At 66.4% G+C, this 14,757-nt stretch carries 15 protein-coding genes; 10 read left to right on the top strand and 5 right to left on the bottom strand.

Annotated features, from left to right (window positions below; all coding sequences use genetic code 11):
* Positions 1–2: 2 nt before the first annotated feature.
* The 3 genes from ACW18A_RS12615 to uvrB all read right to left on the bottom strand — a co-directional run bounded on the left by ACW18A_RS12615 (position 3) and on the right by uvrB (position 4,157).
* Complete coding sequence (locus tag ACW18A_RS12615) at positions 3–1,154, bottom strand: DGQHR domain-containing protein (RefSeq protein ID WP_492022067.1); 1,152 nt, start codon at positions 1,152–1,154, stop codon at positions 3–5.
* A complete protein-coding gene (locus ACW18A_RS12610) occupies positions 1,151–1,846 on the bottom strand; it encodes a hypothetical protein (protein ID WP_492022066.1) in 696 nt (231 codons plus the stop codon). The genes ACW18A_RS12615 and ACW18A_RS12610 overlap by 4 nt, the downstream gene beginning before the upstream one ends.
* Before the next feature lie 88 nt (positions 1,847–1,934).
* Positions 1,935–4,157 (bottom strand): excinuclease ABC subunit UvrB, encoded by a 2,223-nt coding sequence (uvrB, locus tag ACW18A_RS12605; protein WP_492024389.1) that lies wholly within the window; start codon positions 4,155–4,157, stop codon positions 1,935–1,937.
* Positions 4,158–4,444: 287 nt separating this feature from the next.
* Here uvrB and ACW18A_RS12600 point away from each other — a divergent pair, with 287 nt between their 5' ends.
* Positions 4,445–5,188, top strand: a complete 744-nt coding sequence (locus ACW18A_RS12600; RefSeq protein ID WP_492022065.1) for an extensin family protein — start codon at positions 4,445–4,447, stop codon at positions 5,186–5,188.
* A gap of 3 nt (positions 5,189–5,191) precedes the next feature.
* On the opposite strand, the gene ACW18A_RS12595 is transcribed toward ACW18A_RS12600, so the two are convergent.
* Positions 5,192–6,097: a hypothetical protein gene (locus ACW18A_RS12595; protein WP_492022064.1), complete on the bottom strand. Its 906-nt coding sequence runs from the start codon at positions 6,095–6,097 to the stop codon at positions 5,192–5,194.
* Between the two features lie 129 nt (positions 6,098–6,226).
* Here ACW18A_RS12595 and ACW18A_RS12590 point away from each other — a divergent pair, with 129 nt between their 5' ends.
* The 9 genes from ACW18A_RS12590 (at position 6,227) to ACW18A_RS12550 (ending at position 12,188) form a co-directional block, all read left to right on the top strand.
* A complete protein-coding gene (locus tag ACW18A_RS12590) occupies positions 6,227–6,421 on the top strand; it encodes a hypothetical protein (RefSeq protein WP_492022063.1) in 195 nt (64 codons plus the stop codon).
* 88 nt (positions 6,422–6,509) lie between these two features.
* Positions 6,510–7,298 (top strand): isocitrate lyase/PEP mutase family protein, encoded by a 789-nt coding sequence (locus ACW18A_RS12585; RefSeq protein WP_492022062.1) that lies wholly within the window; start codon positions 6,510–6,512, stop codon positions 7,296–7,298.
* Positions 7,295–7,804: a methylated-DNA--[protein]-cysteine S-methyltransferase gene (locus tag ACW18A_RS12580; protein ID WP_492022061.1), complete on the top strand. Its 510-nt coding sequence runs from the start codon at positions 7,295–7,297 to the stop codon at positions 7,802–7,804. Before ACW18A_RS12585 ends, ACW18A_RS12580 begins: the two co-directional genes overlap by 4 nt.
* A gap of 66 nt (positions 7,805–7,870) precedes the next feature.
* The gene (locus tag ACW18A_RS12575) at positions 7,871–8,572 is read left to right on the top strand and encodes a hypothetical protein (RefSeq protein ID WP_492022060.1); all 702 of its coding nucleotides are present in this window, start codon (positions 7,871–7,873) and stop codon (positions 8,570–8,572) included.
* Positions 8,565–8,774 (top strand): helix-turn-helix transcriptional regulator, encoded by a 210-nt coding sequence (locus ACW18A_RS12570; RefSeq protein ID WP_492022059.1) that lies wholly within the window; start codon positions 8,565–8,567, stop codon positions 8,772–8,774. Before ACW18A_RS12575 ends, ACW18A_RS12570 begins: the two co-directional genes overlap by 8 nt.
* A gap of 120 nt (positions 8,775–8,894) precedes the next feature.
* Positions 8,895–9,224 (top strand): PadR family transcriptional regulator, encoded by a 330-nt coding sequence (locus ACW18A_RS12565; RefSeq protein ID WP_492022058.1) that lies wholly within the window; start codon positions 8,895–8,897, stop codon positions 9,222–9,224.
* 25 nt (positions 9,225–9,249) lie between these two features.
* A complete protein-coding gene (locus tag ACW18A_RS12560; protein ID WP_492022057.1) occupies positions 9,250–10,380 on the top strand; it encodes a hypothetical protein in 1,131 nt (376 codons plus the stop codon).
* A gap of 187 nt (positions 10,381–10,567) precedes the next feature.
* Positions 10,568–11,686: a bifunctional transcriptional activator/DNA repair enzyme AdaA gene (locus ACW18A_RS12555; protein ID WP_492022056.1), complete on the top strand. Its 1,119-nt coding sequence runs from the start codon at positions 10,568–10,570 to the stop codon at positions 11,684–11,686.
* Positions 11,655–12,188, top strand: coding sequence for a methylated-DNA--[protein]-cysteine S-methyltransferase (locus tag ACW18A_RS12550; RefSeq protein WP_492022055.1), 534 nt, complete (start codon positions 11,655–11,657; stop codon positions 12,186–12,188). Before ACW18A_RS12555 ends, ACW18A_RS12550 begins: the two co-directional genes overlap by 32 nt.
* On the opposite strand, the gene ACW18A_RS12545 is transcribed toward ACW18A_RS12550, so the two are convergent.
* Positions 12,185–14,713 carry a hybrid sensor histidine kinase/response regulator gene (locus ACW18A_RS12545; RefSeq protein WP_492022054.1) on the bottom strand — a complete coding sequence of 843 codons (2,529 nt, stop codon included), beginning with the start codon at positions 14,711–14,713 and terminating at the stop codon, positions 12,185–12,187. The genes ACW18A_RS12550 and ACW18A_RS12545 overlap by 4 nt on opposite strands.
* Between the last annotated feature and the right edge of the window lie 44 nt (positions 14,714–14,757).

Here is a 14,757-nt window from a genome sequence, read left to right as displayed (position 1 = left end):
TCCTACGGAACTGCTGCCGCGAGCTCTCGATAGAGCGCAGCTTCCCCGCCCGTTCCAGGAAGGAAGCGTTCTGAAGTGAGATCGTCGTCCTTCAACTGGACTCTTTCCAGCAGACGTAGGTGTTTTTCGACGCTCACGGGCGCATCTGGCCCCGCGAAGTAAAGCGTTACATCACGAAGGTAGCGCATCAACGCGAAATAGCCATTTGTCCTTGGGAGTATGTAGCCTCTGCCTGCACCCTCCCAGGCTATCGGCCACCTCTGTTTGACAGCTGTAAAAAGGTTGGTGATCGACTCAAATACGGTATCGTCGTTGTCGTCGATGAACGAGTTCCTGAATATGAACTCTTCGCTCGCCCGCTTGTGGAGTTTTGCTGGCTCTTTTCCACGGAGGTAGAGATCTCGATCCGCGTCGGCATTAGCTGTTACATGCTGCAAGATGCCTCGAACTACGGTGGCCTGCGACAAGAATTCTGCATCACGTCCAGCTGTAGCCGTTCCAAGTCGCTTGATACGCTTGTGGAACGGCCCCCCGGGAGCCCGGTCCAACCTAACGGTGAGTTCATGGGCGAACTTTTGGGGACTCCGCGTCTTGGCTAGCTCAAACAAGTCATAGACCAAGCTGGGATTTACGGGCGTTTGGCTTAAGTTGACCCGGGCGAACATCTGCGCCTGATCGGCAATATCAGACCCGACTAAAATCGTGACAGGGCACTCAAAATTGTCCTGCTTGCATTGGTACAGTCCCGCAATCCGATGCTGTCCGTCGATGACTCGAGCAATCCTGCGAGCTAAAACGGGATCGCCCTCATCTCTGACGTTCCTAAGCGTCATCCGAGAGCTATCAGCATCAAAGACTGCGCACCGACTTTCTACTGCAATGATGATAGCGGTCGGAAATGCCGCGTCTGCAAAGTTCACGTACTCTTGGATTTCCTTCACCCGCTTTGGCTTTAGCGGCCTTTGAATTCCGAGATAGCGGTCAAGATCTCTCTGTTCCTGCAACACATGCCTGACGTCAAAATCAGCGATCGCGCACAGAACTCTAAAGGGAAGAGCGCCGACAAAAAGCTCCCCGACAGGCTGGCGGAGCTTGATGCATGGAAATTCAAATATGACGTCGCTTGGGTCTATGTAGTTATGAACGGCACTCATTTCGGTGCCCCCACAGCGCCATGAGCCTCGATTGTTTGGCGGACAAACTCATCCTCATCCACCGGTGGGCTATCTGGAACGGGGTCGCTAGGTGGGATTTCCGCCTGCTCTCGGCGAGATTCATCATCATATATTTGGCCCGCGACGTCTGGCAGGCTATGTTTAACCGCGAGCGTCAAGAAGAAGGTCACACAGCAGAACGCAAATAGATATTGCGAAAACAATATCATGCCGGCTGGGATATCTGAGCCCTCGGCGCGAACTTTGGTTGCAGCGATCGCTAGCACAGCTATGGAAATTGTAACGATAAATATCAGAATTAGTACTTGTTGCGAGGGAAAAACGATTACAGGCGCGCTCCCGTTACGGCTTTTCGGGAACGTAAAATAGTAAAGGGGTGCAAGAAGAGCTGTAGAAAGTAGATAAAGTTCCCCGTTTTTTATTTGGCTCCAGTATGTGTTTGTAAGCGGACTTATATCCATTCCAAACATAGGTAGCGCAACAAACGGCACAGCCAGCGGCAGGATAGCGAACACTAAAGTTATGACAAACTCGGCGGTGGCGCTCCACCAGTGTTGACTTTGGCAGCGTCTCAACGCGCCATAAAGCCCCACGCGCTCACTTAGCCAATCGTCGGCGTGAACGAGCCAATTGCCTTTCGATTTCGGATCTTGAATTGAAACCGCTGTCACAGTCCTGCCCCTGCCGAAGCGGGACTAAGCGGGAATGAGAAGATCACGTCAACCTGCGCGCGCTTAATCAGCGCAGGCACGAGGCCCCCTACAGCCTTCCCTTCCTGAACCGCTCCTGCGCCTCCGCCTGCGCCTCCTTGCGCCAGCGCTTCGGCGCTGACGCATCGACGTCCTGTCCGTCCCCGGTCAGGATCTCGTTGGCGAACTCCAGGTCGAGCAGTTTCAGCGTCTTGATCTCGTCGCGGATGCGGCCGGCCTCCTCGAACTCCAGATTGCTGGCGGCCTCGCGCATCTTGCCTTCCATGTCGCGCAGGGTGGCCTGGAAATTGTTGCCGATGAAGGGGCGGCTGTCCTCCTTCACGCCCGTGGGGATCAGGACGCGGTCCTTCTCGTAGGGGCTGGCCAGGATCTCCTTGATGTCGCGCTTGACGCTGGCCGGGGTGATGCCGTGTTCGGCATTGTAGGCCTCCTGCCGCTCGCGGCGACGGTTGGTCTCGGCGATGGCGCGCTCCATCGAGCCGGTCAGGCGGTCGGCATAGAGGATGACGCGGCCGTCGACGTTGCGGGCGGCGCGGCCGATGGTCTGGATCAGGGAGGTCTCGGAGCGCAGGAAGCCCTCCTTGTCCGCGTCGAGGATGGCGACCAGGCCGCACTCGGGGATGTCGAGCCCCTCGCGCAACAGGTTGATGCCGATCAGGACGTCGAAGGAGCCGAGGCGCAGGTCGCGGATGATCTCGATCCGCTCCATCGTGTCGACGTCGGAGTGCATGTAGCGGACGCGGACGCCCTGTTCGTGCATGTATTCCGTCAGGTCCTCGGCCATCTTCTTGGTCAGGACGGTGACCAAAGACCTGTAACCGAGACGAGCGACGTTCTTTACCTCATCGATGACGTCGTCGACCTGGTTGCGGGTCTGGCCGGAGACCGGGCGGATCTCGACCGGGGGGTCGATCAGGCCGGTCGGGCGGATGACCTGTTCGACGAAGACGCCGCCCGTCTGTTCCATCTCCCACGTCTGGGGCGTGGCCGAGACGTGGATGGTCTGGGGCCGCATCGCCTCCCATTCGTCGAACTTGAGCGGCCGGTTGTCGATGCAGGAGGGCAGGCGGAAGCCGTATTCCGCCAGGGTCGACTTGCGGCGGTAGTCGCCCCGGAACATGCCGTTGATCTGGCCGATGGTGACATGGCTCTCGTCGACGAACAGCAGGGCGTTGTCGGGGATGTATTCGAAGAAGGTCGGCGGCGGCTCGCCGGGGCTGCGGCCCGTCAGCCAGCGGGAATAGTTCTCGATGCCGGCGCAGGAGCCGGTGGCCTCCATCATCTCCAGGTCGAAGCGCACGCGCTGCTCCAGCCGCTGGGCCTCCAGCAGTTTGCCGTTCTCGACCATCCAGTCGAGCGTCTCCTTCAGCTCCGCCTTGATGCCGCCGAGCGCCTGATTCAGCGTCGGGCGCGGGGTGACATAGTGGGAGGCGGCATAGACGGTGATCTCCTGCAGGTCGGCGGTCTTCCGGCCGGTCAGGGGGTCGAACTCCTGGATGGATTCGATCTCGTCGCCGAACAGGGAGACGCGCCAGGCCCGATCCTCCTGGTGCACGGGGAAGATCTCGACCGTGTCGCCGCGCTTGCGGAACATGCCGCGCTCGAAATTGAGGTCGTTCCTCTTGTACTGCAGCGCGATCAGGTCGGCCCGCAGCTTGGACTCGTCGATCTGGCCCCCGACCTTCAGGTCGAAGGTCATGGCGGTATAGGTCTCCACCGACCCGATGCCGTAGATGCAGCTGACGCTCGCCACAACAATGACATCATCTCGCTCTAGTATAGACCGAGTTGCGGAGTGCCTCATTCGATCGATCTGCTCGTTTATGGACGAGTCTTTCTCGATGTAGGTGTCGGTTCTTGGAACGTAAGCTTCAGGCTGATAGTAGTCGTAGTAGCTGACGAAATACTCGACCGCATTATCCGGAAAAAAAGACTTGAATTCCGAATAAAGCTGCGCCGCCAACGTCTTGTTGGGCGCGAGGATCAGCGCCGGCCGCTGGGTCTGCTCGATGACCTTGGCCATGGTGAAGGTCTTGCCCGAGCCGGTGACCCCGAGCAGGACCTGGTCCCGGTCCCCGGCCCCGGCCCGGGCGACCAGTTCGGCGATGGCGGCGGGCTGGTCGCCGGCGGGGGTATAGCTGGTCTCCAGCCTGAACCGGCCGCCCTTCTTCTTGCCGTCGTGGGAAGGACGGTGCGGGACCCAGTCGTCCGGCTTGCCCGGGGCGTCTTCGGGCGTCAGCCGCGGGCCGGTGACGGGGGCGAACATCGGCATATTCGCCATCGCCCTGGGCAGGGGCCTCGCATCGCCGTCGCGGATGAACGCCGACGGCGCCTCCGCCACGCCCTTGTTCGGGACGTGGACGGGCTTCTTGATGACAGGCGCCGAGCCCTTGGGCGTGGAGGAACGGTTCATGAACGGAACTTAGTGCGCGACGGGGGATGTCGCCAGTCAAGGCGCGGGCGGCCTTTGCGGATGCTGACATCCTCCGGTCGAGCCGGAGGATGACGGTGTCAGCAGAATCGCGCGGCGAATCCTGCCAGGGTCGGGTCATGCCCGGAATGTCACGCCTCGCGGTCGCCCTTGTGCTCGTCGCCCTGTCCGCCTGCGGCCGTCTGATCCCGCACACCGTTCCGCCGCCCGCCTACACGCCCTACGCCTCGACGCCGACTCCCGGGCCGTCGGTCTATGTCACACCCGGCGCCGGGGTGATCAATCAGCCGATCGACAGCGGAACGCTTGGTCGCCTCCAGCAGGCGACGCAGACCCCGGCGCGGTGCGAGGCGGAGCTGGCGGCGGCGCGGGTGACCTTCACGCCGACCCCGGACCGGGTGAACTCCGCGACCTGCGGCCTGACGGCGGCGGGGGTACTGGGGCCGGACATGGGAACGACGGCCCGGATGGCCCCTTCAGATGTGACCATGACCTGCGCCCTGGCCACAGCGATCAGCGTCTGGCGACGACAGTCGGTGGAGCCGGCGGCGCGGGAGCTGCTGGGCTCCGACGTGGTCCAGATCGACCACATGGGGGTCTATGCCTGCCGGCCGGTGAACAACCAGGCGGGAAACCGGCCGAGCGCCCACTCGCGCGCGGCGGCGCTGGATTTCTCCGGCGTGCGGTTGCGCGATGGGCGCAGGATCACCGTGGCCGCCGACTGGAACGACGGCGGACCGGAGGCGGCCTTCCTGAGGCGGATTCGGGACGACGCCTGCAAGGTCTTCGGCACGACGCTGAGCCCCGACTACAACGCCCTGCACCACGACCACCTGCATCTGGAGGCTGAGAGTGGTCGTCTGTGTCGCTAGGCCCTAGCGGCGTACCCGCGCCTCAACCTCCAGCTCGCCGAGCCGGCGATCGATATAGGCCCGCTCTTCGGCCGAGGCGTTGAGGCGAGCATAGGCGCTTTCCAGCCGGGTCAGGTCGTCGAGCTGGACGCGCAGCCGGTCCTGATCGATCCGGGGCAGACTGTACAACGCGCGCTCGATGGCCGTCAGCCGTGTGCGGGGGTCCTGCTGCCAGCCACCGCCGTAGCCGCCATCACCGACACGGGTGTCGAGCGCGTTGAGCCGGGTCTCAAGATCCTGACGCTCCCGGGAGGTCAGGCCGTCACGCCGATAGTCGGCCTCGGTCTGGACCAGGGCGGCATAGTCGGCCGTCAACCGGGTCCCCTCACGGCGGGTCAGGGTGCGGGCCCGGACGGCGGCGTTGACGCGGGCGTCGAAGTCGCTGTGGCCCTCGGCGACCGACGGGTTGTTGCCGAGACCGTCGTGATAGCCGCCCTGCTGCAGCGCCTCGGTCAGGGTGTTGTAGCGGGTGGTCAGGTCCTGACGTTCCTGGGTCGTGAAGCGGCCGTCCTGGCCGTAGCGGGCTTCCAGCTGGACCAGGGCGTCATAGTCGGCGCTGATGCGGTCGGCGGAATACTGTCGTAGCGCGCCGGAGCGGACCTCGGCGTCCAGACGGCTGTTGAAGGCCGACTGCTGGTCGCCGAGTGCGCGGCGTCCGCGGCTCCATTCGTTGTCGATCGAGCCGGTGGTCTGGCCGCCGAACAGATTCCGGAGGATCTGACCGAAGATGTCCTGTCCGCTCGGCTGGGACTGGCCGTAGGGCTGGGTCTGGCCGGAGGGGTAGTAGGGCGTCTGGGCCTGGCTCGCAGCGGCCATCGAGAGGACGACGGTGCCGGCCGCGAGGGCCGCAAAGGTCTTGATCGAAGTCATGGGTGAGCTCTCCGGCGGTTTCGCCTGTGTATGGTCAGCAGAACGACGTGCGGCGGTTAAGGTTGCCGCGCCGCTCACCCGCCGCGATGCGACAGGCGCCGTGGCCGCCCGCGTGCTAAGGGTCCGGGCATGACCGATCAGCCCGACCAGACCTCGACGCCCTCGACCGACCTTCCGGTGGTAGAGACGCCGGCTCAGAAGGCCCTGCGGCTGAAGACCGCGAAGCTGGACGCCCGGCCCAAGCCTCCGCGCGGCGGCCGTTTCCAGCGCGAGCAGGCGGCGGGTGTGACGCCGGGCGCCAACCGCCCCTGGACGCACAAATAGGCCGCTCGGCGGTTCTCAATGCTGTCCGATTCCCGCGAGACTCCCGTGGCGAAGCGCGGCATGTTCGCAGGAACAAAAGGAGACCGTGATGACCGCCGCCTCGACCTTCCACGCCCTGCATGCCGACGGCCTGCTGATTCTGCCCAACGCCTGGGACGCGGCCTCGACGGCCCTGTCGATCGCGGCGGGGGCGATGGCCGTGGCGACGACCAGCGCGGGGGTGGCCTGGGCCCTGGGCTGGCCGGACGGAGCGACCCCGCCCGAGGCCGAGCTGCTCGGCGCCCTGGCGCGGATGGTGCGTGTGGCGGGCGAGGTTCCGGTCAGCGCGGACGTCGAGGGCGGCTTCTCCGACGATCCGAAGGCGGTCGCGGGCTTCGTGCAGCGGAGCTGGGAGACGGGCGCGGTCGGGATCAACATCGAGGACGCGGCCGGGACGGCGGAGGCTCTGGCCGACAAGATCGCGGCGGTGCGCGCGGCGGTGGGACCCGAGCTGTTCATCAATGCCCGGTGCGACCTGTGGCTGAGAGCGATCGGCCCGGTCGAGGGTCGGCTGCAGGAAGCGGTCAGGCGGGCGGCGCTGTACCGGGCGGCCGGGGCCGACGGCCTGTTCGTGCCGGGCGTGACCGATGCGGACACGATCACGGCCCTGGTGGATCTGGGCCTGCCGCTGAACCTGCTGGCGCGGCCGGCGCTCCCGGATGCGAAGGGGCTGGAGGCGCTGGGCGTGCGGCGGCTGAGCGCGGGGTCGAACCTCTCCGCAGCGGCCTATGCGACGGCGGACCGGCTGACACGCGGCTTCCTGGCGGACGGGGATTCGAAGCCGCAGGCGGCCGAAGCGTTCGACTACGGGGCGCTGAACGGCCTGATGAAGCCGTGAGGCTGATCACCTCCGAGGTCGCCTCGCCGATTGGACCTCTGGCCCTGGCGGTCGATGAGGCCGGGCGGTTGCGGGGCGTGTCGTTCGGTGACGGGCTGAGGCGGGCGATGGGGCGGGAATATCCCGGCGTCGCGATGGACGCGGGCGAGGCACCGGACGCGATAGGGAGCCCGCTGGCCGACTACTTTGACGGAGACCGGCAGGCCTTGATGCGCATCGACTGGTCGCTGGACGGAGCGGCCGCGGGTGACGGCTTTCAGGCCCGGGTGTGGCGCGCCCTTTGGGCGGTGCCCGTCGGGCAGACCCTGTCCAATGGAGAGATGGCGCGCCGGGCCGGTGAGCCGGGCGCGGCCCAGGCGGCGGGTGTGGCGCTGAACCGGAACCCCATCCCGCTGGTCCTGGCCTGTCACCGGGTCGTGGGCACGGATGGAGCGATGGTCGGGTTCGGCGGCGGCCTGGAACGCAAGACGTGGCTTTTGGCCCACGAGGGGGCGTTGCTGATCTGACCTCTTGACGCCGTGTAACCTTTAGGTGATATGTAACCCCAAGGTGACAAACACCGGAGGATGCAGATGTCGAACACGCCCGATCGCGACGAGCGCCGCCCGGTCCGCGGACGTAGCTGGAAGTTCATGGGCGGCTTCGTCATCTCGGGCCTCGGTCTCGGCATGGCGGTCGTCGGCCTGAATCCGGGTGCCGCACGTCTGGGTGACGTCTTGTCTGATGCCAATGTGGGGATCGTGACCGGCATCGGCATCGGCCTCTTCGTGGTCGGGCTGATGATCGCCTGGAAGCTGCGGCCGGGCGGCCCGGCCTCGCGCGGAGAGGACGAGCCGGGCAAGCGCGAGCGGATGCAGGAACAGCGGTCGATGCTGCTGTGGCTGTTCCCGATCATCACCCTGATCTTCCTGTTCCAGTCGACGCGGGCGATCCCGCTGATCCTGGCCGGCGAGGAGAGTCTCGTGAACTATATGAGCGTCCTCCTGCCGGTGATCTACGCCTGGCTGGCGGCGTCGGTGACCATGGGGTGGGACGGAAACTCCCGGAAGAACCGCCGCTACCTTGAGGACGAACTGACCCAGGTGCTTCGTGCCCGGGCGATCGTCTGGGCCTTTCTGGTCCTGATGTCAGGAACGACCATCGCCCTGGGCCTCGGCCTGTGGCGGCTGGAACTCGGCCTGATCGCCCTGCCATTCGCCCTGGCAGCCGCAGGTGCGACGGCGGGCTTGCGCTTTGCCTGGCTGGACCGGGAGGCCGGGCGCGACGATGGGTGATCCCCGTCTGGCCTCGCGACTGAAGGAGTACCGCACCGCCGCCGGCCTGACCCAGGCCGAACTGGCCGAGCGGGCGGGGGTGTCGCGCAAGACGGTGAACACGGTCGAGAACGGGGTCTTCATCCCCTCGACCCTTCTTGCTCTGGAGCTGGCGCGGGCGCTGGGCACCACGGTGGAAGACCTTTTCTACCTCGTCGACTGAGACGTGGATCGAAATGGAAGGCCGGAGAGAGACCCCTCTCCGGCCCTTCGCTTGACTCGCTCACACAGTATGTCGCATACACTGTGTGTCACACACTATGTGACGTGAGGGCCGGGCCGCGTGACGATCGACGTCGAACTTTTCGAGAGCATGCGGCTGGAGTTGCGGCGGGGATCGCTGGTGCTGGCGGTGCTCGCCTGCCTGCGGACCGAACGCTACGGCTACACCCTGCGCCAGGCCCTGGCCGCCGACGGGCTGGAGATGGAGGAATCGACCCTCTATCCGCTGCTCCGCCGGCTGGAGAGCCAGGGGTTGCTGCTGAGCGAATGGCGCGAGGAAGAGAAGCGCAGGAAGCGCTTCTACGTCCTGTCGCCGATTGGCTCCGCAATGCTGGAACGGCTCGCCGGCGAATGGCGGGGCATCAACGCCTCGCTCGACAAAATTCTCTGACATTTCAAGACTGAGGGGCAAGACCATGGACATGGTGGAACGCTATCTGGAGGCCGTCGCAGCGCAGCTGTCGGCGGAAGAGCGGGACGACATCGTCGCCGAACTGCGGGATCTGATCCTGAGCCGGGTCGAGGCGAAGGAGGAGACGCTGGGCCGGTCGCTGGCCGACGACGAGCGCGAGGCGATCCTGAAGGAGATCGGCCATCCGCTGGTCGTGGCCGCGCGCTACCGGAAGGGGCCGGATTCCCTGATCGGAGCGGAGCTGTTTCCCTACTGGCTGTACGGGGTGAAGGCGGGGCTTCTGATCCTGCTGGCCATCTCGGCGATTGGCCTGTTCGTGCGGCTGATCAGCGGCACGGCGGATGCGGGGCAGGACATCGCCCAGGCCTTCCACGGCTTCTTCGGCTCCGGCCTGACGCTGATCGGGGCCCTGACCCTGGCCGGGGCGATCATGGAGCACTACGCCATCCGACCAAAATGGCTGACTGACTGGCGGGTCAAGGACCTGTCGGCCTTCGGCCTGTCCGATCCGTCGTGGTGGGGGGCGAGCGTGAAGAGCGCGGGCGGCAAGGTGGGAACAGGGGCCGGGGCGGGCCTGCGGCCGATGTGGCGGGCGCGGGCGATGCCGGGCCATCGGAACGTCGAGGCCGAGGCAGCCTTCTCCTTCCTGGCGGTCGGGATGTTCGTCCTGTGGTGGGTCGGGCTGGTTCACTTCCCCGACCTGAGCGTGATCCGGGTCGATGGCGACCTGGTCACCGTCTCGCCGGCACCGATCTGGGCCATGCTGTTTGTCCCGGTCCTGCTCTATGCCCTGGGCCAGATGGGGGTCGACCTGTTCACCCTGATCCGGCCGCAGGCGGCGCGGATGCGGGCGGTTCTGGCGATCCTGGTCGCCGGGGCCGGCCTGTGGCTGACCTGGAACATCTTCGATGCGGGCCACTGGTTCACCCTGAGCGTCGGCGCAGATCAGGCGCGGATCGCCGGCGACGGGGTGCTGCTGGACTTCGACCGGCTGCGAGAGTTGCGCGCGGGCGAGCGGGACCTGACGGGCGTGGCCTCGACCCTGTCGCTGATCCTGACCTGGGCCGGGGCGATCAGTGCGGTCAGCCTGGTCTACACGATCGTCGCCAACGCCTGGCGCGCCGTGCGAGCTTAATCCTCCCCCATCGGGGGAGGTGGCGCGGCGTATCTTCGCGACGTGACGGAGGGGGCAGCCAGGCACTCGGTGTCTGGGGTGAGCCCCCTCCACCACTTCTTGGTCCCCCTCCCCCGATGGGGGAGGAATGTACGGCAATGTCCGAAAACCGCGAGACTTCCTGCCGGAGAGGGGCCATCTTCGCGGCATGGAAACACGCGCCGAAACCCTGGATCAGGAGGCCTGCTACCGGGCGGTGCTGACGCGCGACGTCCGGTTCGACGGGCGGTTCTTCGGCTGCGTGAAGACGACGGGCATCTACTGCCGTCCGGTCTGTCCCGCCCGGACGCCCAAACGCGAGAACATGGTCTTCGTGGTCTCGGCGGCGGCGGCTGAGGAAGCCGGCTTCCGCGCCTGCCTGCGCTGTCGACCGGAGACGGCACCCGACATGGGGGCCTGGCGCGGCACATCGAATACCGTCAGCCGGGCCCTGGCCCTGATCGAGACGGGCGCGCTGGACGAGGCCGACGTCGAAACCCTGGCCGGACGGCTCGGGGTCGGCGAGCGCCAGTTGAGGCGACTGTTCAAACAGCACCTCGGCGCGGCCCCGGTCAGCGTGGCCCAGACGCGGCGCGTGCTGCTGGCCAAGGCCCTGATCCACGAGACCGACCTGTCCATGGCCCAGGTGGCCCACGCGTCGGGCTTCGGCTCGGTGCGGCGGTTCAACGAGACCTTCCAGGCCCTGTATCGCCGCGCGCCATCGGAACTGCGTCGCCGGGCCGAGCGGCCGTCGAGCGAGGGGGTGAAGCTGAGCCTGTCCTGGCGCCCACCCTATGACCGCGATGCGATGTTCGCCGCCTTGAAGGCGCGGGGTGACAGGATCGAGGGCTGGACCTGGGCGCGCGATCTGATCCCGGATGTCGACGGCGCTGACGGCTTCGTCTCGGCGACGCCGGGCAAGCCCGGGCGGCTGGAGGTCTGCGTCGAGGCCAGCGACCTGAAGGCCCTGCCGGGCATACTGGCGCGGGTGCGCCGGGTGTTTGACCTGTCCGCCGACCCCGAAGCCATCGCGCGCGACCTGTCGGTCGACCCGATGCTGAAGCCTCTGGTCGAGGCGCGGCCGGGGCTGCGGCTTCCGGGCGACTGGATCGACGCGGGCGAGGACGCACCCAGCGACCGACTGAGCGATGCGACACTGGCGGACCGCGCGGAGCGATGGCGGCCCTGGCGGGCCTATGGCGCGCTGCACCTGCGGATGGCGGGGCTGACGGCGGCCGATCTGATGGAGAACGACGATGACAACTCACGACTCTGGCGCGCAGCCTGAGACCCTGACCCTGGACCGGCTTGCGACTCCGGTCGGCGAGGTGCTGCTGGTCACCGACGGCGACGGCACAGTGCGGGCGCTCGACTTCGCCGACTACGAGCCGCGCATGATACGGTTGTTGGGCCGCCATGCGCCGGACGTGGAGCTTGTCGCGGGTCGGACGCCGGGGGCGGTGCGCGGCGCGGTCGAGGCCTATTTCGCCGGCGACACGCGGGCGCTGGATGGCCTGAAGGTCAGGACGGGCGGCACGGTCTTCCAGCGGTCCGTATGGGCGGCCCTCAGGGCCATTCCGGCAGGCGAGACGCGCAGCTATGGCCAGCTTGCGGCGGCGATCGGATCGCCGAAAGCGGTGCGGGCGGCGGGGTTGGCGAACGGCCAGAACCCCATCGCGGTCATCGTGCCCTGTCACCGGGTGATCGGGGCGAACGGGACCCTGACGGGCTATGCCGGGGGTCTGGAGCGCAAACGCTGGCTGCTGGCCCACGAAGGCGCGGCGATCTAGGCCGCGTGGACGTCTTCGGTCTGGACTTCAGGTTCGCCCGCCTCCAGCGCGGCACCGATGGCCGCGAACAGGGTCTGGGTCGTCACCGGCTTGGCGAGGTGGCCGTCGGCGCCGACGGCCCGGCCGGCCTCGACATGCTCGGCCATGGCATTGGCGGTCAGCATCAGGAGCGGCGTGCGGCCGAGGCCTCGCTCGGCCTCTAGGGCGCGGATGGCGGCGGTGGCGGTCAGGCCGTCCATGACGGGCATCTGCATGTCCATCAGGATCAGGTCGAAGCCGCCGCCGGCGAAGGCGTCGAGCGCCTCCTGACCGTCCTCGACGGCGATCAGGGTGGCTCCGGTCGGGGCCAGAAGCACCTCGATGACCTTGCGGTTGGCCGGATGGTCGTCGGCCAGCAGGATGCGCAGCCCCTCCGGCGCGGCCTCGTCCGGTGCACCGGCGACCGCCTCCTTGATCACAGCGGCGGGCAGGGGAAGTTCGAACCAGAAGCGCGAGCCCGCGCCCGGCGTCGACTCGCAGTCCATCTCGCCGCCCATGAGTTCGGCGAGGTCGCGGGAAATGGCGAGGCCCAGGCCCGTGCCGCCGAAGCGCCGGGTGATCGATCCGTCAGCCTGCTGGAAGCGGGTGAAGATGCGCGCCTTCTGTTCAGCGTCGAAGCCGACGCCGGTGTCGGTGACCGTGAAGCGTACGCGGTCGTCTGCAACCGGCTCGACGCTCAGGGCCACTGTGCCGACGCTGGTGAATTTCAGGGCGTTGGAAACGAGGTTGGCAAGGATCTGGCGCACCCGGACGACATCGCCGACGACCATCCGCTCCAGCGTCGGGTCCAGATCGACGACAAGGGCCACCGGGCCGCCCTCGACCTTGAAGCTCCACAGGGCAGCGACATCCTTGACGGCATGACCGAGGGAGAAGGGCGCGGCCTCGATCGTGACCTGACCGGCCTCGATCTTGGCGCTGTCGAGGATGTCGGAGAGCAGGCGTTCCAGGGTCACGCCGGACGAACGGATGATCTCGACCATCTCGTGCTCGGCGTCATGCAACGGCCGTCGCGACAGGGCGTCGGCCATGGCCACGACCCCGTTCAGGGGCGTGCGGATCTCATGGCTCATATTGGCCAGGAATTCTGACTTGGCCCGGTTGGCGGCTTCTGCCCGGCTTTGGGCCAGACGCAGGTGGCCGGTCATCCGCCACTGACGGAGAAGCAGGGCGGCGACCAGCAGGAGGACGACGACGCCGATGCCGACGACCCAGCGCTGCCCCTGGATCATCTCGGCCTGAAGCTCGGTGTTGGCGCGGGCGGTTTCCAGCTGACGGCGGCGCTCCCCTAACTGGGATCGCATCTCGGCGGTAACCTGGCCGATACCGTCGCTGAATTGGCGGGACTGCTGCAGCCTGCGTTCTTCCGAATACCGCCTGAGGAGATCGAAAGCCTCGGCCGAGCGTCCCTGGGCGTTCAGCAACTCGGCCTCGGCTTGAAGCGCCGGGGACGCGGTGCCTTCCCTGAACTCGCCGGCGGCCTGACGACGATGAATTTCGGCGACGTCACGGCGCGCGCCCTGCACGTCGCCGACACGCGCCCGCGCCCTGGCCCGAAGGGGAAGGATGCCAGCAGCGAGAAATTCCGCGGCGCCGAGGGTCTCGCCGTAGGGTTCCACGCAGCTCAGCACGCGTCTCGGATTGTCCGCCCCCTCGGCCAATGTGGCGCACAGAACGGCGTCATAGACGGCGAGGCTCTCCATTCCTGTGGGCACTGTCAGTCGGTGGTGAATGACGAACAGCCGTTCGGCCAGGTTCTGGTCTCCGACCTGCACAGCCAGCCTTGTCAGGTTGTAGACCGTGTCGAAGTCCGGGCGGGGATAGGCGGGGTTGCTGTAGTCGATCTCGAACCGGCCGAAGGCGTCGGTCGCGCCCTCGATATCGTTCAGCTCCATCAGGCCGAGGCCGCTGATCTCTGACAGGCCGGCCCGCGCGGTATTGGCGAAGGCGTCACCCTCGGGGATCAGAATCAAGGCGTCATTGAGCAGGGCCAGGGCCTCGCCGAGTCGGTCCTCGTCCATCAGGCTGATGGCGTGGAGGCGGCTGGCGTGAGCCTTCACGAACCAGTCGGTCTCGGTGTTCGCGATCCGCTCCATCTCCCGGGCGGCGGCGTCTTCGCCCTGATTGTAGCGGATGGCCAGGGCATTCAGGTGGGCCATTCTGGTATAGCGCTCATCGCCCTGGCGTCCGGCGGCGGCGGCGAGGCGCAGGTTCCAGGCTTCGGCTTGCTCGAAATGGCCCTGGTTCAGAATGGTCCAGGCGACATGATAGAGGCGGTTCAACCCCTCGCGATCATGCCTGCGCTCGGCGGCCTGACCGAAGGCTTCCAGTTGGGCGAAGGTCGTGGCCGCGGAGCGACGCTCGACAACGATAGCCAGGGCAAGGGGGTCATGGTGGGACGTCACCCTGGCGCAAACGGCTGACGGCGCGGCTGCCGACAGGGCGATGCCGAGCAGGATCGTGCAGAAAAGGAAGGGCGAGCGCATGAAGTTCACACCTCATCCTGACACGGAGGTGTTTCCCAAGGTTT

The sequence above is a fragment of the Brevundimonas sp. AVps5 genome, from assembly GCF_058681515.1.
Note: the sequence above shows the minus strand (reverse complement) of the source record. Positions and strands in the feature narration are given on the sequence as shown.